Raw genomic sequence first — 19,749 nt, forward strand, 5'->3', positions numbered from 1 at the left:
GAATCTCAACCAGGAGACTTGTCATGCTGCACTATGCTGTTGTATTTTTTGTTATCGCATTGATTGCTGCGCTGTTTGGTTTTGGCGGTATTGCTGCAAGCGCTGTCGAAATAGGCAAGATTTTGTTCATCGTTTTTGCCATTTTGGCTGTAGCAAGCTTCCTTTTTGGACTCATCAAAAGACGCTGAAATCCGGGTTTTTAAAACCTTGCGCGCGCACCTTTTCAACCCTGTTTTACTTCAAAGGAAATACCATGTTTTTAAAAACTTCGACTGACCAGGCCACCCATCTTGCCGAGCAGGCTGCGCAGTCAGCCGATGAGGCGATTCAGTCCACCCAGCGCGCCACCAATGAAGCATTGGACCGTTTGACGGCCACGGTTCAGGACATGCGCCACCAGGCTGTCCCCATGCTGGATCGGGCCTCTGAGCAAGTCAGTGCCTTCGCGCAGCGCGGTGTCGACAGTGTTCGCGAGACATCTCAAAATCTGCGCGACCGGGCTACCCGTGTTTCTGAAAGCACAACAAACTACATCAAGGAAGAGCCGGTCAAGTCGCTGCTGATTGCCGCGGCCACGGGTGCAGCCCTGATGGCACTGACCAGCCTGATCAGCCGTTCACGCGACCACCGCTAGGCACACGCTTCATTTGAGCCCAGCAGACCATCGCATTCTCAGAGAACGATCTCCATGATCTATCCATTCCTGCACTTGATCGCCGCCCGGCCCCAACTGTTGGTCGATCACGTTGAGGCCTATGCCGAACTCGTTTCAGACGAGATGGGTAGGGCATCGGCCGCCTGGCGAAAGCAGGCGATGCTGAATGCGGTGGCTTTGTGCTGTGTTGGCGTGGGGGTTGTTCTTGCCGGTGTGGCGCTCATGTTGTGGGCTGTGACCCCCGCCGCCAACATCCAGGCGCCTTGGGCACTGTTTGTTGCTCCATTGTTGCCGTTGATCGTCGCGATGGCGTGCCGCTTTGCGGCACAGTCCAAGGAGACGGGGCAAACTTTTGACAATGTCAGGATCCAGTTGAAGGCTGATATGGCCATGTTGCGCGAGGCGGGTCAAGCATGAGCACGGTTTTGTCACCCTCCGAGCGTCTGGCCATTTCCAGGGAAGGTTTGCGAGCCGCTCTGAAGTCCAATTCGTCATCGTCGGTTGGTGCGAAGATCCGGCCCGATGGCGCGTCTCTTCCTGCGTGGCTTGACACCCTGAAGTCAATTCCTGGCGCAGATGTCATGATCGATGCCGGGATGGCCTGGTGGGCCGAGCACCCATTTCGAACGGCCTGCCTGGTCGCCGCTGAGGCGGCAAAAACCATTGTGCAACCGATGGCAAAGCGTCATCCGTTGGGCCTGATTCTCGTTGCCGCACTGGTGGGGGGCGTGTTGGTCAAAGCCCGACCCTGGCGATGGCTCCTTACGCCCGCTTTGTTCGCCGGGTTGATGCCGCAACTGCTGTCTCGCGCCGTGGCGAAAATGCCGGTACGCTCATGGCTGGCCGTCTTGACCTCGCTGATTCAGGCGCAGCAGAAGTCGGGCAGGCCCGATGCACCGTAAAGGCCGGGCCGAACGCTGCGCCTAAAAATCTTCGGTTGATTCGACGCGAATCCACTCGCCGGTGACGGGGTGATTCAATTCAACGGAGCGAGCATGCAGTAACAGACGCTCGCTCATGGCGCACGCCCGAGCATCAGCGTAAAGCGCATCGCCAACAATCGCGTGCCCCATGGCCGCCAAGTGCACGCGCAATTGGTGTGACCGGCCGGTGACAGGTTCCAGTTCAAGTCGGCTGGTGTTGTCTGCCGCGTGTGAGATCACGCGCCAATTGGTCAGGCTTGGTTTGCCCAGCGTGTGGTCAATCATCCGCTTTGGCCGGTGGGGCCAGTCCACCATAATTGGCAGGTCAATCGTGCCCCAGGCGTCTGGCAATGACTCTACCCGGCCGTCGACTACAGCCACGTAGCGCTTGTGCACCATGCGGTTGGCAAATGCGTCGTTCAAGGTGCGCTGAACGACGGCGCCCCGCGCCAGAATCATGACGCCCGAGGTGGACATGTCAAGGCGATGAACAATCAATGCGTCCGGGTACTGCTGCTGTGCCCGGGTGCTCAGACAGTCCTGTTTGTCTTCGCCGCGACCGGGCACCGAGAGCAAGCCTGCGGGCTTGTCGAGCACCAGCATGAACTCGTCCACATAAAGAACCGCTAACTCAGTCCGGCGCATCGCCAGGCTGGAGGAGTTTTTGCAGGATTTCACACATCTCGTCCACGTCATTGGGTTTGTGTATCAAGGCACGGGCACCTTCGGCGAAAGCGCTGTGCTCGATCTCCGGCGTGACATAGCCTGACGCCAGTGCCACTGGCAGTCCGGGACGAATCAGTCGCGCTTCACGCAGCAGGTCGACGCCACAGTACCCCGGCATGTTGTAGTCTGTCACCAGCAGGTCGAAATCCATGGGGTGAGCCCGCAGTGCCTGTGCTGCCAAGCGGGGATCGGTGAAGGTACTGACCACAAAACCCCGGCGCTTGAGCGCACGATCAACCAGAAATACCAGGGCTTCATCGTCGTCAACGTACATGACGTGTTTGCCCATGCCATTGACTGCCTTGGGTTTGGGTAATTCCTGTACAACGGGTGCGGTCACCGCATCTGCGGCCGGAAAATACAGGGTGAAAACCGTCCCGTTGTCGGGCGTGCTTTGAACATCGACGGTTCCCAGGTGGGTGCGCATGATCCCATGCACGACCGCCAGACCCAGCCCGGTGCCTTGTCCCACGGGTTTGGTCGTAAAAAAAGGTTCAAAAACACGTTGCAGCGTATCAGGGTCGATGCCACTGCCCGTGTCGTGCACGGACAGCTTGACGTGTTTGCCGCGAACACCACTGCGACGTTCCACCTGAATCGCGCCACTGTTGATGTTGTGTCCCAAGTCAATGGTGATGGTGCCGCGCTGTGCCCCGATCGCATGAATGGCGTTGGTGCAGAGATTGAGCAGGGCTTGCTCCACCTGCGTGGCGTCGGCCATGACCGGCGGTGTGCCAGGGTCGATGTTGACCACCATGTCCACTGAGGGTGGCAGCGCGACCTTGAGGAGATGAACGGTTTCCTCCACCACATCAGCCAAATGAATAGGTACTCGTTTGGGAGATTCATTGCGGCTGAAGGTGAGGATTTGCCGCACCAGGTCGCGGGCACGTCGCCCCGCTTTATCAATCTCGTTGAGGCTGACAAGCGCAGGGGACATTTCACCTGCATCCTGTTTGGCAAGTTCTACATTGCCCAGAATGGCGCTGATGATGTTATTGAAATCGTGCGCGATGCCCCCGGCCATCGTACCGACGGCCTGCATCTTGTGGGATTCCCGGAGTTGGGATTCAAGGGCATTGCGATGCGCTTCAATTTTTTTTCGTGCGGTCAGGTCGCGGGCAAAAATCGTGGTGGTCTCGCCATCAGGATGGTGCTCAAAGGAGACGCTGGCCTCAATGGCAACATTTTTTCCGGAGGCTGTGACGCCGGTCATCTCGCCCAGCTGAGCGTGCGTGATCAACTGGGTGTAGCTGAGCGTTTGCGCTGCATCAGGCAGGAAGCGGGCTAGCTGGCTTCCCAGGGCCTCCGTGGCTGTGCACTGAAAAAGTGCCGCGGCAGTCGGATTGAAAATGGTGATGAAGTGGTCCTTGTCGACGCAAATGATGGCGTCAAGCGAGGAGTTGATGATGGACGCAAGCCGGTCCTGGCTGCGCTGGAGCTCTTCATTGCGTTCCTGTAGTGCGGCGGCACTGGCCTGCAACGCACGTCGCTGGGTAAGAAGCGGGCCCTGGTCAATGATGGCGCAAATAAAGTGGGCCAGTTCGTCTTGCGCATTTTCAATACGCGCAATATGCAGGTCGCCGGTAAACACGCCGCTGGAGCCGCTGGAGAAAACCACTTCGGTGGTTTCGCTGGTTCCGGTGTTCCTGGCCTGCAAAAAGGAATGGGCTACCCGGTCTACCTGTTCTGAGTGCACCAGGGGCAGCAAAAAATTCAGCGGGGAATCTTGCTCGGTGGGTCGAAAGAGGCGCAACGCCATGGCATTGCTCTCCAGAATCAGACCATTTTCGTCGACCACCATCAACGCCAGCGGAACGTTCGAAAACAGCGTAAGAAACCGCTCGGACGCACCTTCGGCTGCAACCTGGCTGTACCGCAGCGCCTTGTTTTGTATTTCCAGCTCAGCCTGGTAGTTGCGCAGGTCTTCCACCATCTGCGGCAAGGAATATCCGTCGGCGAGCATGGCTTGCCCGACGGCCCCGGCGCGTGCTGCGAGGGGCATTGCGATTTTCTTCAGGGGCGACTTTCTAAGCTTGGACAGGCTGCTCATGGCTGTAATCGTTTCCCCTGAGGTGTCTTAATCCGCAATGGATATGACGCAATGCCCTGGTATCAGCGGGTTGGTGCGTTTTTCAGCTTGCCGCGCACAGGCACAACGGTCGTGACGGTGGGGCGTACGGCGTCAGGAGACACGGGCTTGGGCGGGGAAGTGTCTTTTTTCGGCTTCTTCACCATCTTGTTGCTTTGTTGACCTTTTGCCATTTTCTTCTCCTAAGTTACATTTCCAGCCATTCGAATTGAGGCTGCAGTATTTGATTATCTACGCACGACGGCGTCGCCTGGCTCAAAATCCGCCGCGCGCAGAGGGCTATGGGCTGTGATGAAGCTGCGAAGTACATCGGCGTCTACAAAGCCGCTGTCGACCAGGCTGGGGTGTCCTGTCAATTTGGGGTAGCCGTCCCCACCAACCGCCTGAAAGTTGTTGATGGCCATGCGGTAGGTTCGCAACGGGTCGATGGGCTGTCCCTTGAGGCTGGCGCTCGTCACCGCGCCAGCCGTGATGACCAGCTGGATGCCGGAAAATTGTGCAAAGGCCCCCGAGCCCACTGACATTTTGGACACGGAATTGAGGTAATTCATGATCTCTGCACCGGTCAAGTCAACCGTGACGACGGTGTTGCCAAAGGGCTGTACCTTCAGGACGTCGCGGTAGGTGATCTTGCCGGCCTGAATGGAGTCACGCACCCCCCCTGCGTTGACCACGGCAAAGTCGGCAGCGGTGCGTTCCATCATGGCCCGGCCTACCAGGACGCCCATTGACGCCGGTTTGGCGCGCACGATGGCGCGATCGCCTTCCAGTCGCGCGTCCGTAGCCCCTATTTGCAGGCCCAGCTTTTGCTGGCCAAACTCCTGGTAAGGAGTCAGCAGCGCCAGCATGTCGGGATTTTCCGGAATTTCACTGGCGTAAGGCACGAGCTTGCTGGTGCCGTCGGCGGCCTTGACCGGGCGTTTCAGGTTCACGGGAATGAGGGCGTATTTCACCAGCTTGAACTCGCCATTGCGGTATTCAAAATCAGCGCGTCCCACGTACTTTCCCCATTCATGGGCTTGAACGATCCAGGTGCCGTTCTGGCGGTCGGGTCGACAGGCCGTGCCTGGAACATAAACGCGATCCAGCACGTTTTCGGCTTTCATGCAGGCCGGGTTTTGGGTATGCCCCCCCACCACGAGGTCAATGCCATTCACCGCCCGGGCCATTTCGACGTCACCGGCAGCCTGGGTTCCATGATTGCCATTTTCAAAATGCCCCATGTGCGTGGCCGCTATGACAATGTCTGCCTTGCCACGCAGCTCCGGCACGAGCTTGGCGGCTTCTGCAATCACGCTGCGAAACTCGATGTTCTTGACCGTCTCCGGGTTCACCATTTTGTAGGTGTCTTCGGTGGTCAACCCCATCACGCCCACCCGGACATCCCCGAGCCGGAACACCTTGTACGGTGCGAAAAGGCGCTCACCCCGTTCGTAAATGTTGGCGGACAACATGGGGAACTGGGCCAGGTCGCGTTGCATCTTGAGCACCGCCAGCGGTTTGTCAAACTCATGGTTGCCCACGGCCATGGCCTGGTAGCCCATCAGGTTCATGCCTTTGAAGTCGGGCACGGCGTCCTGCAAGTCGGACTCGGGCACCCCGGTATTCACGTCGCCACCGTCCAGCAGCAAGGTGTAGCCCCCCTGGGCCTGTACGTCGCTCCGAATCGCATCGATCACCGTTTTGCGTGCCGACATGCCGTATTCGCCATCACCGTTTTTCCAGAAACGACCGTGGTGGTCATTGGTGTGCATCACGGTGATGCTGTAGGTGGTGTCTTTTTGCGGCCCGGCGCCCGGGAAGGATGCGCATCCTGCAACGACGCAGACAGCCAATAAGACCGTGCTTGATCTGGCGAGGTTCATGGCATCTCCTGATGTACGCGGCGTGATGGACAGAAAAACAATTATGGCCGCTCCCGGGCGCGGTTGACTTCCAGTTCGGTCACCGGTGGGGCCTGGTTGCCCCAGGCATTGCGGATGTAAGTCAACAAGGCGGCCGTGTCCTTGTCGTTCATTTGAAGTACGTAGGGGGGCATGCCAAAGGGACGCGGGTTAGCCGCCGTGGCGGGGGCAAACCCGCCATACAGGACCATCTGGACCAGGTTGGAGGGGTTTGTCAACGTGACGTTGCGGTTCTGCATCAGGGGCGGGTAGGCGTTGCGCACCCCTTCGCCTTGCTTGCCGTGGCATTGGGCGCAATGGGCTTCATAAAGCTTGGAGCCGCTATCGGGTATCAGTGTCGTTTTTTCACCGGGGCGCTTCGGCGACGCCATTGGCGCTGGCGGGTTGGCGAGAGACTTCAAAAACACGCCCATGGCGCCGAGGTCACTGGTGGACAAATACTGTGTGCTGTGCTGGACGACCTCTGACATCGGACCCGTGACCGCGCCACCTGCATGCACCCCTGTTTTCAGCAGGGAGATGAAGTCTTGGGTGTTCGCATCAGTTACGCCAGCCTCGGCGCCGGACAGCAAGGACGGTGCATACCAGTTTTGCGTGGCAACCATGCCGCCTGTCAGTTCCATCGATGCTTTGTTGGCGCTCATCGCGTTGCGCGGGGTGTGGCAAGCACCGCAGTGGCCCAGTCCGCGAACCAGGTAAGCGCCGCGGTTCCATTCGGCGGTACGGGCTGTGTCGGGGCGGTAGTCAGCGGGCGAAAAATAAAGCGTGCGCCAGACAAAAAGGGCGGATTGCGTCCCAAAAGGCCAGCGCAACGCATGTGCCTGGTTGGGCTGGGCGCTGGGCGCCACAGTTTGCAGATAGGCAAAGAGTGCGTCCGAGTCGGCGCGCGTCACCTGGGTGAAGCTGGTGTAGGGGAAAGCGGGATTCAACAAGCGGCCGTCCTTGGAGCGCCCATGGTGCATGGCCTGCCAAAAATCCTGGCTGCTCCAGCGGCCAATACCCTGGGTGGCGTCTGAGGTGAGGTTGCTTGAAAACACCGGGCCAAAAGGCGTGCTGATAGCTCGACCGCCCGCAAAAGGTGTGCCGCCGCTGACGGTGTGGCAGCTCATGCAGTTGCCCGCCCTTGCAAGGTAGGCGCCTTTGCTGACCAGGTCTGAGGCAGTTGCCGATGTTTTTGAGGGCGCGGCCGGTGTGAGTGCGCTGCCGCAGCGCAGACGTTCCGTACCCGGCGCCACTGGCGGCAGAGTCGATGCCGGTTTGGTATTGGCCGGCAAGGGCTGCGATGACAGCCAGTGGGCCACGGCCACCACGTCCTGGTCCGTCATCTGCGTGGCGATATGCGCCATGCAATCGGGCGCCTGGGCGCGGCGCTGCCGGGTTTGCCAACCACCCAGCTGGGCGTTCAGGTAGTCCAGCGGCAGACCCAGCAGGCCTGGGATATGGGGTGCGACGCCCGTCAGCGCCTGGCCGTGGCACTGAATGCAGGCGGGTATTTTTTTCGCTGAATCGCCTTGCGTTACCAGCAGTCGGCCACGGTCAAGTACTGCCTTGGGCGCGGTGGTCGGCGTTGGCGTGGGGTAGGGCACCTCCAGTGCGGAAAAGTACTGGGCTATTTCCATCAGGTAAGCATCAGACAGCGGGGCCACCAAGCCTGTCATCAGCCCATAGTGGCGACGACCATCCCGGAAATTAAGCAACTGGTTATAAAGATAGCCAGCCGGCTTGCCGGCCAGTCGTGGGTAGTAGCCGTCAGGACCCGCGCGGCCTTCCTTGCCATGACAGGCCACGCAGGCCTGGGTTCTTTGGGCCATGCTGTCTTCAAACGCAATGGCGGCAGAGGCCTGGCTGACAGTAAACATTGCCAGGAGGGCGGCAATGAGGTTGAAAATGAATCGAAGCATGGCAAGCGGTTTGGCAAATGTTGGGGGCGGGGCTCGTCGTTGCTACGTTGCCCGTTGGGCTGTCATGCTACTACGCACCGCCTGTTTGGACTCTGACACGGCGCTGTCAAACCAGGCATATCGCTATAAAATAAATAGCGCACATCAATGGACGCAGTCTTGTCTGTTTTCAAACAACGCCAAGCCGGCCCGTTTTGGGCGGTTTGGCCACAATCACAGTGCCGCGCTTTTCAATTTTTCCCCGACGTCGATTCACCATGAAAACCATTCTTCCCTTGAGCCTGCTGGTCAAGCCTGACCTGAACGATCCTCAGCCACTTGTTATTTACCATGGGCACAACTGTCCGGATGGTTTTGCGGCGGCGCTTGCCGCATGGCTTTTTTATGAAGGCAAGGCCGAGTTCCTGGGCCTGGACCATGGCGTGATCAAGTCTGTGGATGACCTGCCGGCGCTGGCCGGGCGTGCGGTCTATATTCTTGATTTTTCGTTCTCACCCGAGATCATGAAGGGCATTGACGAGCGAGCGGCCAAGCTGGTCATGCTGGACCACCACAAAAGCGCTGCCGAAAAGTTGACCGGTTTTTCCTGCACTTGTGGCGTGGTGCACTTTGATATGCATAAATCGGGTTCACGGTTGGCGTGGGAGTTTTTCCTGCCCGAGCAGCCCATGCCCGATCTGGTGCGCCTGGTCGAAGACCGCGACATTTGGGTTTGGCAATATGCCGAGAGCGCAGGTTTCCTGGCCGCGCTGGACATGGAGCCCTTCGAGTTTGAGCGCTGGCAGGAAATTGCATCGTTCGATGCGGCGCATTTGGCGGCCTATGTGGACCGCGGGCGTGCCATGGACGAAAAGTTCAGCAAACTGGCCGAGGGCATTGCCGAGAGTGCCCAGCCTCTCACTTTCAATGGCGTGAGCGGACTGATGGTCAATGCACCGGGTGTTTTTCACAGCCTGGTGGGCGACATCCTGTCTAAAAAGAGCGGCACGTTTGCCTTGATGTGGAGCATCGACAAAAACGGGGGGGTCAAAGCCGGGCTGCGATCGCCACGCGATTTCAACTGTATTCCGCTGGCAGAAAGCATGCATGGCGGAGGCCACGCTCAAGCCTGTGGCTTCAAGATGAGTGCCGATCGCTTGCCCGCTTTGCTGAGCGGCACGTTTGAGGCGGGCGCGACACCGGCCTGAGCAGGACCGGGTGTCCGGTTTATTCCACCTTCACACCCTTCCAAAAAGCGACGCGACCCCGCACCATTTCGGCCTCCGGTTTGGGGTCGGGGTAGTACCAGACGGCGTCGGTATTGAGGTCGCCATCCACCACCAATGAGTAGTAGCTCGCCTGGCCCTTCCAGGCACAGCTGCTCTTGTGGTTGCTGAAGGTGATGAACTCGCGCTTGAGCGCGCTTTCCGGGAAGTAGTGATTGCCCTCGACCAGCACGGTGTCGGTGCTTTCGGCGATCAGGACGCCGTTCCAGGTGGCTTTCATGGGCTGCTTTCAGAGTGGTATCGGTTGACCATCCTAATACGGCTTGGCCTGTCCCGTGAGGCCGAGGTCTCAAAACCTATAATCAAAAGCGATGCCCGGCCCGGCGGTTTTCTGCCCCAGGCCTGGCGGTCTGCCTTTGCCAGAACCCAATTTCTCCAGAATATGAGCACACCTACTTCCACCACCCTGTCCACTGCCACGCCCGTTGCTTCTGTTGCGGATATCCGCAAGATTTTTCTGGACTTCTTTGAGTCCAAGGGACACACCGTGGTGGCCTCCAGCCCGCTGGTGCCCGGCAACGACCCGACGCTGATGTTCACCAACTCGGGCATGGTGCAGTTCAAGGATGTGTTTTTGGGCACCGACAAGCGCTCTTACGTGCGCGCCGCCTCCGTGCAAGCCTGCCTGCGCGCTGGCGGTAAACACAATGACCTGGAAAACGTGGGTTACACCGCGCGCCATCACACCTTCTTCGAGATGCTGGGCAACTGGAGCTTTGGCGACTACTTCAAGCGCGATTCGCTCAAATGGGGCTGGGAACTGCTGACGCAGGTGTACGGTTTGCCCGCCGAGAAGCTGCTGGTCACGGTCTACATTGACGACCAGGAAGCCTATGACATCTGGCACGACGAGATCGGATTGAGCGCGGACCGCATCGTGCGCATTGGCGACAACAAGGGCAAGAAATACGCCTCTGACAACTTCTGGATGATGGCCGACACCGGCCCCTGCGGTCCTTGCAGTGAAATTTTCTACGACCACGGCGACCATATCCCTGGTGGCCCTCCCGGCAGCCCGGGTGAAGACGGCGACCGTTTCATTGAAATCTGGAACCACGTGTTCATGCAGTTCGACATGCAGCCCGATGGCAGCCTGGTCAAGTTGCCCGCCCCGTGCGTGGACACCGGCATGGGCCTGGAGCGCCTGGCTGCCATCCTGCAGCACGTGCACAGCAACTACGAAATCGATATTTTTGCGGCGCTCATCAAGGCCGCCGCGCGTGAAACCGGCTGTGCTGACCTGGACAACAAGAGCCTGCGCGTGATTGCCGACCACATCCGCGCCACCGCGTTTTTGGTGAGCGACGGCGTGACGCCCAGCAATGAAGGCCGTGGCTATGTGCAGCGGCGCATCATTCGCCGTGCCATTCGCCATGGGTACAAGCTGGACAAGAAGACCCCGTTTTTCCACAAGCTGGTGCCTGACCTGGTGGCACTCATGGGCGACGCGTACCCCAAGCTCAAGTCGGACGAGAAACGCATCATTGAGGTGCTGAAAGCCGAAGAAGAGCGTTTCTTTGAAACGTTGGAGAACGGCATGCAGATTCTGGACGCAGCGCTGGAAGGCGGCGTTCAGGTGCTGCCGGGCGACGTGGCCTTCAAGCTGCACGATACCTTTGGTTTTCCGCTGGACTTGTCCGCCGATGTGTGCCGCGAACGTGGCCTGAGCGTGGACGAAGCCGGTTTTGCCGCCGCCATGGAGCAGCAAAAGGCCAAGGGCCGCGCCGCAGGCAAGTTCAAAATGGACCGCGCGTTGGAATACAGCGGCGAAGGCAATGAGTTTGTCGGCTATGACAGCCTGACGCAAGCTACTAAAGTTGTAGCGCTCTACGTAGACGGTACGCCGGCCAGCGAGCTAAAAGCCGGTCAAACCGGCGTCGTGGTGTTGGACACCACGCCGTTCTACAGCGAGAGCGGCGGCCAGGTGGGCGACGAGGGCGCGGTCTTCAACGACACCGCCCTGTTTGACGTGGGCGACACGCAAAAAATCAAGGCCGATGTGTTTGGCCACCACGGTGTGCTCCAGAGCGGTTCGCTCAAAGTGGGCGACGCGGTCACCGCCCATGTGAACGCCGCCTTGCGTGCGGCCAGCATGCGCAACCATTCGGCCACCCACCTCATGCACAAGGCGTTGCGCGAGGTGCTGGGCACCCACGTGCAGCAAAAGGGCAGTCTGGTGAACGCCGAACGCACGCGTTTTGACTTCACCCACAACGCACCCGTGACCGATGCTGAGATCCGTGAGATCGAGGCGATTGTCAACACCGAAATTCTGGCCAACGCGGCCACCCAGTCGCGCCTGATGGACATCGAGTCCGCCAAGGAAACCGGCGCCATGATGCTGTTTGGCGAAAAATACGGCGAGATTGTCCGCGTGCTCGACATCGGCAGCACCACCGAGTTGTGCGGCGGCACCCACGTGCAGCGCACGGGTGACATTGGCCTGTTCAAGATCGTGGCGGAAAGCGGCGTGGCTTCGGGTGTGCGGCGTATTGAGGCCGTCACGGGCCAGAATGCGCTGGTCTACCTGCAAGACCTGGAGGACAGCATGGCCAAAGTGGCTGGCGCACTGAAGGCCCCGGTCGTGGAAGTCAATGAGCGCCTGGTGCAGGTGCTGGACCACAGCCGTGCGCTGGAGAAGGAAATTGCCGCGCTCAAAGGCAAGCTGGCTTCCGCCCAGGGCGATGAACTGGTCACGCAGGCCGTGGAAGTGAATGGCGTCAAAGTGCTGATCGCCACGCTGGACGGCGCCGACACCAAGACCTTGCGCGACACCATGGACAAGCTCAAGGACAAGCTAAAGACCGCTGTCATCGTGCTCGGCGTGGTCGATGGCGACAAGGTGCAGATTGCTGCGGGCGTCACGCCGGACACCACCGGCAAGGTCAAGGCCGGTGAGTTGGTTAACTTTGTCGCGGCGCAAGTCGGTGGCAAGGGTGGCGGCAAGCCTGACATGGCCATGGCCGGTGGTACCGAACCCGCCAAGCTGGCGTCGGCCCTGGCCAGCGTGATGGCCTGGGTGTCGGCCAAGCTTTGAGTTGCTATTGAATTAGTAGCTACTCCCGCACGTTCCACCTGGGCTAGAGGTCGATTTGGCTTATAAAAGTGGTCGTGTGGCCGCTGCCCCGGTTGTGTTCCCGCGATAACCCAGGCGGGACAGCGGCACCTCGATCCAGCGTTCAAACACCACGGCCAGCCCCAGGCACGTGACCCAGCAGCCCAGCAAGACCAGCCAGGCCAGTCCGGCACTGTCCGGCTCAAGCCGTTCAAACAACGCATTGCCGATCATCAGAACCGGAAAATGCACCAGAAACAGGGCGTACGACGTTTGCCCCAGCACCCCGATCACGTGCGATAGCCCTGCCGGCAAGCGCGCTTCGGCCCGGGCTGGTGCCGTTTTTTGCCGCCATTGGAGCAGTCCCAGCAGCAGGGCAACCGTCAATGCCAGTGCAATGCGCTCGCGAAAATCAAAGTTCAGTGCGAGCAGCCCGACCCCAGCCAGCAGTCCGAGTAATCGTCCGGGACGACGTGCGTTACCCGCCCAGAAGGCGGCGGCGCCCATCCCGTAAGCACCAAAAAAATACAGGGCCCAGTCGTCCCAGTTCTCATCACGGTTGAAAAAGAAAAGTGATGCCAGCATCAGGCCAAGCAACATGGCTCGCTGCCAGTTGGGATGCCGACCCAGCCACAGCAGCAGCGTCATGAGGGCAAAAAGCTGAAAGTCGATGGCCACATACCAGACACCGGCAGACAGTGAGTCCTGGCCGAGCACGCCCTGCGATAGCGTGGCGTGCGCCAACACCTGACGCCAATCGGGGGCGTCGGGAATAAAGTCATCACTGAGCCATTGACGGGCCAACGCTGCACTGGCCACCGCGAGGAGCAAGGCGACCAGCAAGGGCAGGATCAGACGCTGGTAACGCTGGAGGATGACGCGCCAGGGCGAACCAACGCGAAACTCCTTTGAAGGTGCGAGGCTGCGCACAGCAAGGTAGCCGCCCAGCACCAGGAAGACCTGCACTGCCATGCGTGCGTAGTCATAAAACCAGTCAGTCAGCGCTGGGGCGGCTTCGCTCAGGGCATCGGCCAGCGGCCCATAGGTCGCGAAGTGATGCAACACAATCAACTGCGAGGCGAGCAGCTTGAAGGCGTCAATAGACTTTTGCCTTCCTGGCAGCGCGGACTTCATTGCGCCGGTAGCACCAGGTCTGCCGTGCCGGGGCGAACCCAGCGGGCAAATTCACGCGTGGTGTCGATGCAGCCACCCGCCCGGGTATACACGCCGCGCGGTTCACGGTAGCGCTCCATCACGGCCAAAATGCGTTGGCGCTCGACGGGGTTGTTCAATGAGGCTTCAACCAAAGGTGCGATGAGGGTTTCGTCGATGCGCTCATCGCCGTTCTGGTCCCGGTACAACCCGAGTCGCCAGTGGTAGATCTCCACGCATTTATGGGCCAGTGTGTAGGGTTGGTCATGCTTCCAGAAATTGCTGAACAGGCCGCCGCCCAGGTACATGACCCATGAACCCTCAAAGCCTGAGGCATCGGCAGAGGCTTCATCGGGATTGCGAAACCAGGTGCGGTCACCCGGCACGAAATATCTCGGCGGCAGGGGCTCATCCATCGATCCTTGTTCACGCAAAAAGACCTCGTGAAACTCGTTGGATGTGATCGGACGGGCGGTCCACATCGTCTGCAACTGCTGTAGCAAGGCCGGATTGTTGGTTTCCAGCTCCTGCGCGATGCCCAACAAGATAACGTACTCGGTGGCCCGATAGCAGGAGAATGAATACAGGTTGCCCGAGATGGCCGGTTGTGTGGCTTTGATCAGGGCGGTGATCAGCGGCACACCGGGCCGAATGGTGAAACCACGGTTTTCGTCATAGGTCCAGCAGTCCAGGGGCCTATCCAGCGCACACGTGTGAAAGGCCAATGTCGTTTGGCGTGCGGCCTGAACGATATTGCAGCGGATGCGAACCGCCGATGCCAGTTCATCCAGGCTGGGGAACTCAACGGCGACAGGGCCCGTCAGCAAAGCCACCGCAATCTCGCGCTTCAGGTCGGCGGGCTGATTCAGCGTGTCAAGGTGCAGCGTGTCGCAGAGTTGCAAGGTGTCATCGCCGGGCGCCCAGGCCTCGCGCTGATGGGCGTCAAGCCACAGATGCACAAAAATTCCGAAGGTGTCAGATCCGGTTTCAACGACCACATGCGGGGTCAGATCCAGTGCGTCGAGCTGCGTCAGCACGGTTTGCCGTGTCCCGTTGGCGTCGCCTGATGCAATGTTTCGAACCAGAATGCCGCGACCTGAGGGCTCGCCTGGGTTGTGCCTAAGGTTCATTGTGTTGCCTGTCTCCTGCCGGTAGCGCTTGATGTTTCGGGCCAATATACCCCAAGACAGCCGGGGTCTTTTGGACCTATTCGAGCGTGGGCGGCCGGGCCAGCAGGAAGTTTTTCTGACGGCCTGTCGTCAGTTGGTGCTCTCCGTTTGTTTCATCCTTGAGGTCGACGCCGGACAACTGCCGTTGGTGCGCCTGCGACAGCAGGTAGTGCAGCTTGAAGGCCGCTTCATCAAAGCCGAGTCCCGCAGGGCGCACATTCGAGATGCAGTTGCGGCTGGCGTCCGTCAGCCCGATGCGGGGCATCCACGTCAAGTACAGGCCCATGCTGTCGGGCGAACTCAGGCCCGGCCGCTCGCCAATGAGCACCACTACCGTTTTGGCGCCCAACAGTTCGGCGACTTCGTCGCCTACGGCAACGCGTCCTTGCTGCACGATGCACACGGGGGCGATGGACCACTGCTCTGCGGCGATTTTCGTCTGCAAAGCGCGCAGGAAGGGCAGGGCATTTTGTTCAATCGCAAGCGCCGACAGGCCGTCTGCCACCACCAGCGCCAGGTCGTAGGGTCGCGCCAGCGGGGGGGGTGCTACGGGTTTGAGTTGCGCCAGCACCTCCCGTGAAGCAGCGTCCAGTTGGCGCCCCAGGTCAGGGCGTTGCAGGTAAACAGGGCGGTCCGTCGCGGCGCTGTGCAGCGTGAGGCAGGGCGCAGGCAGGTTGGTGAAACAGGCGTCCAGCTTCTGCGCCAGCTGCGGTGCATCCAGCGCCAGATGCACGGCATCACGCGCTTGGGCGTGGGCCAGTTGAAAAGCCAGATGTGCGCTGGTGGGCAGGCTCACCCCCGCGCGGCCCAGCGCAATGCGGGCATCGGTGAACTGGCGCAGGGCTTCCCACGGGTTGGAGATCACAGGGGATGTTTGACGGGTCATGGCGTGGGCTAGAGCAGGCGCTTCAGGGCATTTTGAAATGCGGGCGGCAGCGCCGCGTGCAGCTTGAACGGAGCGTCACGGCTGAAAATTTCCATCTTCTGCAGCCACGCTTCGAACTCCGGCGCGGGGCGCAGCCCCAGCACTCGCCGCGCATACAGTACGTCGTGAAAAGACGTGGTCTGGTAGTTCAGCATGATGTCGTCCGAGCCCGGAATGCCCATCACAAAGCTGCAGCCGGCCACACCCAGCAGGGTCAGCAGCACGTCCATGTCGTTCTGGTCGGCCTCGGCGTGGTTGGTGTAGCACACGTCGCAGCCCATCGGCAGGCCCAGCAACTTGGCGCAAAAATGGTCTTCCAGTCCGGCGCGGATGATCTGTTTGCCGTCAAACAAATACTCCGGCCCGATGAAGCCGACCACGGTGTTGACCAGCAGCGGCTTGAAGTGCCGTGCCACGGCGTAGGCACGGGCCTCGCAGGTTTGCTGGTCCAGGCCGTGGTGCGCGTTGGCCGACAGGGCGCTGCCCTGGCCGGTTTCGAAATACATCACGTTGTCACCCACCGTGCCGCGCTGCAAGGACAGGGCCGCGCTGTGCGCTTCGGCCATCAGGTCCAGGCTGATGCCAAAGCTGCGGTTGGTGGCCTCGGTGCCGCCAACCGACTGGAACACCAGGTCCACCGGCGCACCACGGTTGATGGCCTCAATCGTGTTGGTCACATGGGTCAGCACGCAGGACTGGGTGGGTATCTCATATTGGCTGATGATGTCGTCCATCATCGTCACCAGTTTGATGACTTGCGGCACGTTGTCCGTGGCGGGGTTGATGCCAATCACGGCATCGCCGCTGCCGTACAACAAGCCGTCCAGCAGGCTGGCGGCAATGCCGGTGGCATCGTCCGTGGGGTGGTTGGGCTGCAGCCGGGTGGACAGGTGGCCGGGCAGACCGATGGTGTTGCGAAATTGGGTGACCACACGGCACTTTTTGGCAACCAAAATCAGGTCTTGGTTGCGCATGATCTTGCTCACGGCTGCGGCCATCTCCGGCGTGATGCCCGGGGCCAGTGCCGCCAATATGGCGTTGTCCACCTCGTCGCCCAGCAGCCAGTTGCGAAAGTCGCCCACGGTCAGGTGGCTGATGGGCGCAAACGCAGCGGCGTCGTGGCTGTCAATGATCAGGCGGGTGATCTCGTCCGTTTCATAAGGCACCAGCGCCTCGCTCAGGAAGGTGGTCAGCGGCACCTCGGCCAGCGCCATTTGCGCCGCCGCGCGCTCTTCGGCGCTGTGCGCGGCCACGCCCGCCAGCAGGTCGCCGGAGCGCGCTGGTGTGGCCTTGGCCATCAGGTCTTTCAGGTCGCAAAAACTGTAAGTCTTGTGGCCGACGGTGTGGGTGTACTGATGGCGTTGCACGGTGCGTTCAGGTCAAATCCGGCACGATAGCAGCTATTGCATCGGCGCGATGCTGGCTCGTCAACAGAAAGTAGACATAGCCCAGCACCATGAAGCCGACGAAGAGCGCAAACACCAGGGGGTTGTAATAAATCATCGTCACCATGCAGACGCAGGCGCCCGCCAGCGCAAACGCCGGAAAGTAGGGGTAGAACGGGGCGCGGAAGGGGCGCACCATGGTGGGTTCGGTGCGGCGCAACTGGAACAGGCTCAGCATGCTGATGATGTACATCAGGATAGCGCCAAACACCGCCATGGTGACGATGTTGGCGGTGAGCGTCAGCCCGCCGATCTTGATCAGTTCATCGCTGTAAATGGCGGCGATGCCCACCACGCCACCGGCCAGAATGGCACGATGGGGCGTTTTGAAGCGCGGATGCACCTTGGCGAAGTAGGCGGGCAGATAGGCTTCGCGTGACAGCGCGAAAATCTGGCGTGAGTAGCCCAGAATGATGCCGTGAAACGAGGCGACCAGCCCGAACAGGCCCAGCCACACCAGCATGTGCAGCCAGCCGCTGTTTTCGCCCACAATCATTTTCATGGCCTGGGGGAGCGGGTCGTTGATATTGGCCAGCTTGGTCCAGTCACCTGCGCCGCCCGCAAACACCATCACGCCAATGGCCAGAACCACCAGCGTCAGGATGCCGGTGATGTAGGCGATGGGAATGGAGCGCCGGGGGTCCTTGGCTTCTTCGGCGGCCATGGCCACCCCTTCAATGGCCAGAAAGAACCAGATGGCAAAGGGGATGGCGGCAAACATGCCTGGAATGGAGGCCATGCTGAAATCATCCATGCCTGACCAGCCGCCTTTGGTGAAGTTGAACATCGAGAAGCCAGGGGCCACCACGCCCATGAAGACCAGCAACTCAAAGATGGCCAGCAGTGTGACGGCCAGCTCAAAGGTGGCTGCAATCTGCACGCCCACAATGTTGAGCGTCATGAATACCAGATAGGCACCCACGGCGGCCACCTTGGGGTCCAGCGCCGGGAACTGCACGTTCAGGTAGGCGCCAATGGCCAGGGCAATGGCCGGTGGCGCAAACACAAATTCAATCAGCGTGGCCGCACCCGCCAGATAGCCGCCCGTGGGGCCAAAAGCGCGCTTGCTGTAGGCAAACGGCCCGCCCGCGTGCGGAATGGAGGTGGTCAGCTCGGTGAAGCTGAAGATGAAGGTGGTGTACATCGCCGCAATGAAAATGGACGTGATGGTGAAGCCCAGCGTGCCGGCAGATGCCCAGCCGTAGCTCCAGCCAAAGTATTCGCCGGAAATAACCAGCCCGACGGCAATACCCCACAGTTGCAGGGTGCCCAGGACCGGCTTGAGCACGTGTGTACCGTGCGAATGGGTGTTTGGATTCATCGGGATTTTCCTTTTCGGTTCAAGAACCTGATCAATGTAGTCATCCCTGTTTTTTGACGTTATCGAATTTCGGCAAAGTTTCATTCGGGGTTTTTCCTGTTGGCGAGGCATGAGTTGTGCTTAAGAATGAACTGTTATTTCATTCAACCGCAGACCCACAGCCGCAAAGCGGTGCCTTATGCCACTGACCTCTCACCACCTGCGCAACGACGGTGCCTCTGCGGCGCCCGCCGGGGTCAATTCGCACCAAATTCGAACAGTGCAAGCGTACGACGCCGATGACCACGCCCGTAACCTGACCGCGTGGGAGCAGAGTTATGACCAGATCAGTTGTGGCCCCTTTCAGGGCCGGTTGACCGAGTTGCAGCTGCCGCAGATGCAGGTTTTTCTGGAGCACACCAGCCAGGCGGTGCGCCAGTCCTGTTGCGTCTGGCCCAATGCCTTCTGGTTTGGCGTGCAGGGCGATGCCCGCAGCGAGGGCGGGCCTGGCCGGGCGCAGGCCCGCATCAATGGGCGTCAGGGTGCTGCCAGCACGATCATGGTGCGTCCTGGCAGTTGCGAGTTTGAGTTGCTGACCCCTGCTGATTACGCGGTCTACGGCATGGTGATCCAGCGCGAGGCCCTGCTGGAGGCCGCTGGCCAGATGAGGTGCCGTGTTGACTGGGCGCAACTGGCCCGTGCCGAGGTATTGCAGGTGAATGAATCCGCCCGGCAGACCTGCGTGCAAACACTGGCCCACCTGATGTCGCAAGATGAGAGCCGGGCGTCTGAGCCTGCGCGGTTGGCCAGCGTCATCCATGCCCGGCAGGCCGTGATGATGGTCCTGTTGTCCCTGCTGGACACCAGCGAGGTGGATGTCGCCGTGAGCAACAGCTTCATGCGACGCCAGCGCATGGTTGCGCGCGCGCGCGAGCATGTGCTGGAACACAGCGACCAGGCCCTGACCGTGCCCGACCTGTGTGAACGCCTGCATGTCAGCCGCCGGACCTTGCAATACTGTTTTGAGGACGTGCTGGGCATCAGCCCGATGCAGTACCTGCGCCTTATCCGGCTGAACGGCGCGCGCCGCCATTTGCGTGAACACTCCCCGACCGCACGTACCGTGCAGGATGTCGCTGCCGACTGGGGCTTCTGGCACTTCAGCCAGTTCTCCAGTGACTACCGCAAGCTGTTTGGGCAAAGCCCGTCGGAATCCCTGCGGCAGCGAACCCATTGA

At 60.2% G+C, this 19,749-nt stretch carries 18 protein-coding genes; 7 read left to right on the forward strand and 11 right to left on the reverse strand.

Annotated features, from left to right (window positions below; genetic code table 11):
* Nucleotides 1–23: 23 nt before the first annotated feature.
* The 4 genes from AC097N_RS01100 to AC097N_RS01115 all read left to right on the forward strand — a co-directional run bounded on the left by AC097N_RS01100 (nucleotide 24) and on the right by AC097N_RS01115 (nucleotide 1,557).
* The gene (locus AC097N_RS01100) at nucleotides 24–188 is read left to right on the forward strand and encodes a DUF1328 domain-containing protein (protein WP_479578884.1); all 165 of its coding nucleotides are present in this window, start codon (nucleotides 24–26) and stop codon (nucleotides 186–188) included.
* A gap of 65 nt (nucleotides 189–253) precedes the next feature.
* On the forward strand, nucleotides 254–634 hold the full coding sequence (locus AC097N_RS01105) for a hypothetical protein (RefSeq protein WP_479578885.1): 381 nt from the start codon (nucleotides 254–256) through the stop codon (nucleotides 632–634).
* A 54-nt stretch (nucleotides 635–688) separates the two neighbouring features.
* A complete protein-coding gene (locus AC097N_RS01110; RefSeq protein ID WP_479578886.1) occupies nucleotides 689–1,072 on the forward strand; it encodes a hypothetical protein in 384 nt (127 codons plus the stop codon).
* Entirely contained in the window at nucleotides 1,069–1,557 is a 489-nt protein-coding gene (locus tag AC097N_RS01115; RefSeq protein ID WP_479578887.1) for a hypothetical protein, read from the forward strand. Before AC097N_RS01110 ends, AC097N_RS01115 begins: the two co-directional genes overlap by 4 nt.
* Nucleotides 1,558–1,578: 21 nt before the next feature.
* Here the strand turns inward: AC097N_RS01115 and AC097N_RS01120 are convergent, their stop codons facing one another.
* From AC097N_RS01120 to AC097N_RS01140, 5 genes are all read right to left on the reverse strand, one after another.
* A complete protein-coding gene (locus tag AC097N_RS01120) occupies nucleotides 1,579–2,223 on the reverse strand; it encodes an RluA family pseudouridine synthase (protein ID WP_479579187.1) in 645 nt (214 codons plus the stop codon).
* Entirely contained in the window at nucleotides 2,210–4,309 is a 2,100-nt protein-coding gene (locus AC097N_RS01125) for a PAS domain-containing hybrid sensor histidine kinase/response regulator (RefSeq protein WP_479578888.1), read from the reverse strand. The genes AC097N_RS01120 and AC097N_RS01125 overlap by 14 nt, the downstream gene beginning before the upstream one ends.
* A 110-nt stretch (nucleotides 4,310–4,419) precedes the next feature.
* The gene (locus AC097N_RS01130; RefSeq protein WP_296443703.1) at nucleotides 4,420–4,569 is read right to left on the reverse strand and encodes a hypothetical protein; all 150 of its coding nucleotides are present in this window, start codon (nucleotides 4,567–4,569) and stop codon (nucleotides 4,420–4,422) included.
* 54 nt (nucleotides 4,570–4,623) lie between these two features.
* Nucleotides 4,624–6,261, reverse strand: a complete 1,638-nt coding sequence (ushA, locus tag AC097N_RS01135) for a bifunctional UDP-sugar hydrolase/5'-nucleotidase UshA (protein WP_479578889.1) — start codon at nucleotides 6,259–6,261, stop codon at nucleotides 4,624–4,626.
* Nucleotides 6,262–6,302: 41 nt separating this feature from the next.
* The gene (locus AC097N_RS01140; protein WP_479578890.1) at nucleotides 6,303–8,201 is read right to left on the reverse strand and encodes a c-type cytochrome; all 1,899 of its coding nucleotides are present in this window, start codon (nucleotides 8,199–8,201) and stop codon (nucleotides 6,303–6,305) included.
* 257 nt (nucleotides 8,202–8,458) lie between these two features.
* Here AC097N_RS01140 and AC097N_RS01145 point away from each other — a divergent pair, with 257 nt between their 5' ends.
* Nucleotides 8,459–9,388, forward strand: coding sequence for a DHH family phosphoesterase (locus AC097N_RS01145; RefSeq protein WP_479578891.1), 930 nt, complete (start codon nucleotides 8,459–8,461; stop codon nucleotides 9,386–9,388).
* Nucleotides 9,389–9,407: 19 nt separating this feature from the next.
* Here the strand turns inward: AC097N_RS01145 and AC097N_RS01150 are convergent, their stop codons facing one another.
* A complete protein-coding gene (locus AC097N_RS01150) occupies nucleotides 9,408–9,686 on the reverse strand; it encodes a DUF427 domain-containing protein (protein ID WP_479578892.1) in 279 nt (92 codons plus the stop codon).
* 162 nt (nucleotides 9,687–9,848) lie between these two features.
* Here AC097N_RS01150 and alaS point away from each other — a divergent pair, with 162 nt between their 5' ends.
* The gene (gene alaS / locus AC097N_RS01155) at nucleotides 9,849–12,503 is read left to right on the forward strand and encodes an alanine--tRNA ligase (RefSeq protein WP_479578893.1); all 2,655 of its coding nucleotides are present in this window, start codon (nucleotides 9,849–9,851) and stop codon (nucleotides 12,501–12,503) included.
* Between the two features lie 60 nt (nucleotides 12,504–12,563).
* Here the strand turns inward: alaS and AC097N_RS01160 are convergent, their stop codons facing one another.
* From AC097N_RS01160 to eat, 5 genes are all read right to left on the reverse strand, one after another.
* Nucleotides 12,564–13,655: an acyltransferase family protein gene (locus AC097N_RS01160; protein WP_479578894.1), complete on the reverse strand. Its 1,092-nt coding sequence runs from the start codon at nucleotides 13,653–13,655 to the stop codon at nucleotides 12,564–12,566.
* Nucleotides 13,652–14,803 (reverse strand): hypothetical protein, encoded by a 1,152-nt coding sequence (locus tag AC097N_RS01165; protein WP_479578895.1) that lies wholly within the window; start codon nucleotides 14,801–14,803, stop codon nucleotides 13,652–13,654. The genes AC097N_RS01160 and AC097N_RS01165 overlap by 4 nt, the downstream gene beginning before the upstream one ends.
* Before the next feature lie 76 nt (nucleotides 14,804–14,879).
* Complete coding sequence (eutC, locus tag AC097N_RS01170; protein ID WP_479578896.1) at nucleotides 14,880–15,728, reverse strand: ethanolamine ammonia-lyase subunit EutC; 849 nt, start codon at nucleotides 15,726–15,728, stop codon at nucleotides 14,880–14,882.
* An 8-nt stretch (nucleotides 15,729–15,736) separates the two neighbouring features.
* Nucleotides 15,737–17,134, reverse strand: coding sequence for an ethanolamine ammonia-lyase subunit EutB (locus AC097N_RS01175; protein WP_479578897.1), 1,398 nt, complete (start codon nucleotides 17,132–17,134; stop codon nucleotides 15,737–15,739).
* Nucleotides 17,135–17,141: 7 nt separating this feature from the next.
* On the reverse strand, nucleotides 17,142–18,533 hold the full coding sequence (gene eat, locus AC097N_RS01180) for an ethanolamine permease (protein ID WP_479578898.1): 1,392 nt from the start codon (nucleotides 18,531–18,533) through the stop codon (nucleotides 17,142–17,144).
* Nucleotides 18,534–18,711: 178 nt separating this feature from the next.
* Here eat and AC097N_RS01185 point away from each other — a divergent pair, with 178 nt between their 5' ends.
* Nucleotides 18,712–19,749: a helix-turn-helix domain-containing protein gene (locus AC097N_RS01185; protein ID WP_479578899.1), complete on the forward strand. Its 1,038-nt coding sequence runs from the start codon at nucleotides 18,712–18,714 to the stop codon at nucleotides 19,747–19,749.

Source organism: Rhodoferax sp. LS1R11 (assembly GCF_056521395.1).

What these genes read in the sequence shown, in the direction of transcription:
- AC097N_RS01125 (WP_479578888.1), bottom strand. Translation starts at nt 4,309, where the DNA reads ATGCCCCTCGCAGCACGCGCCGGGGCCGTCGGGCAAGCCATGCTCGCC.
- AC097N_RS01165 (WP_479578895.1), bottom strand. Translation starts at nt 14,803, where the DNA reads ATGAACCTTAGGCACAACCCAGGCGAGCCCTCAGGTCGCGGCATTCTG.
- alaS (WP_479578893.1), top strand. Translation starts at nt 9,849, where the DNA reads ATGAGCACACCTACTTCCACCACCCTGTCCACTGCCACGCCCGTTGCT.
- AC097N_RS01120 (WP_479579187.1), bottom strand. Translation starts at nt 2,223, where the DNA reads ATGCGCCGGACTGAGTTAGCGGTTCTTTATGTGGACGAGTTCATGCTG.
- AC097N_RS01160 (WP_479578894.1), bottom strand. Translation starts at nt 13,655, where the DNA reads ATGAAGTCCGCGCTGCCAGGAAGGCAAAAGTCTATTGACGCCTTCAAG.
- AC097N_RS01185 (WP_479578899.1), top strand. Translation starts at nt 18,712, where the DNA reads ATGCCACTGACCTCTCACCACCTGCGCAACGACGGTGCCTCTGCGGCG.
- eat (WP_479578898.1), bottom strand. Translation starts at nt 18,533, where the DNA reads ATGAATCCAAACACCCATTCGCACGGTACACACGTGCTCAAGCCGGTC.
- AC097N_RS01140 (WP_479578890.1), bottom strand. Translation starts at nt 8,201, where the DNA reads ATGCTTCGATTCATTTTCAACCTCATTGCCGCCCTCCTGGCAATGTTT.
- AC097N_RS01130 (WP_296443703.1), bottom strand. Translation starts at nt 4,569, where the DNA reads ATGGCAAAAGGTCAACAAAGCAACAAGATGGTGAAGAAGCCGAAAAAA.
- AC097N_RS01110 (WP_479578886.1), top strand. Translation starts at nt 689, where the DNA reads ATGATCTATCCATTCCTGCACTTGATCGCCGCCCGGCCCCAACTGTTG.
- AC097N_RS01150 (WP_479578892.1), bottom strand. Translation starts at nt 9,686, where the DNA reads ATGAAAGCCACCTGGAACGGCGTCCTGATCGCCGAAAGCACCGACACC.
- ushA (WP_479578889.1), bottom strand. Translation starts at nt 6,261, where the DNA reads ATGAACCTCGCCAGATCAAGCACGGTCTTATTGGCTGTCTGCGTCGTT.
- AC097N_RS01100 (WP_479578884.1), top strand. Translation starts at nt 24, where the DNA reads ATGCTGCACTATGCTGTTGTATTTTTTGTTATCGCATTGATTGCTGCG.
- AC097N_RS01115 (WP_479578887.1), top strand. Translation starts at nt 1,069, where the DNA reads ATGAGCACGGTTTTGTCACCCTCCGAGCGTCTGGCCATTTCCAGGGAA.
- AC097N_RS01145 (WP_479578891.1), top strand. Translation starts at nt 8,459, where the DNA reads ATGAAAACCATTCTTCCCTTGAGCCTGCTGGTCAAGCCTGACCTGAAC.
- AC097N_RS01105 (WP_479578885.1), top strand. Translation starts at nt 254, where the DNA reads ATGTTTTTAAAAACTTCGACTGACCAGGCCACCCATCTTGCCGAGCAG.
- eutC (WP_479578896.1), bottom strand. Translation starts at nt 15,728, where the DNA reads ATGACCCGTCAAACATCCCCTGTGATCTCCAACCCGTGGGAAGCCCTG.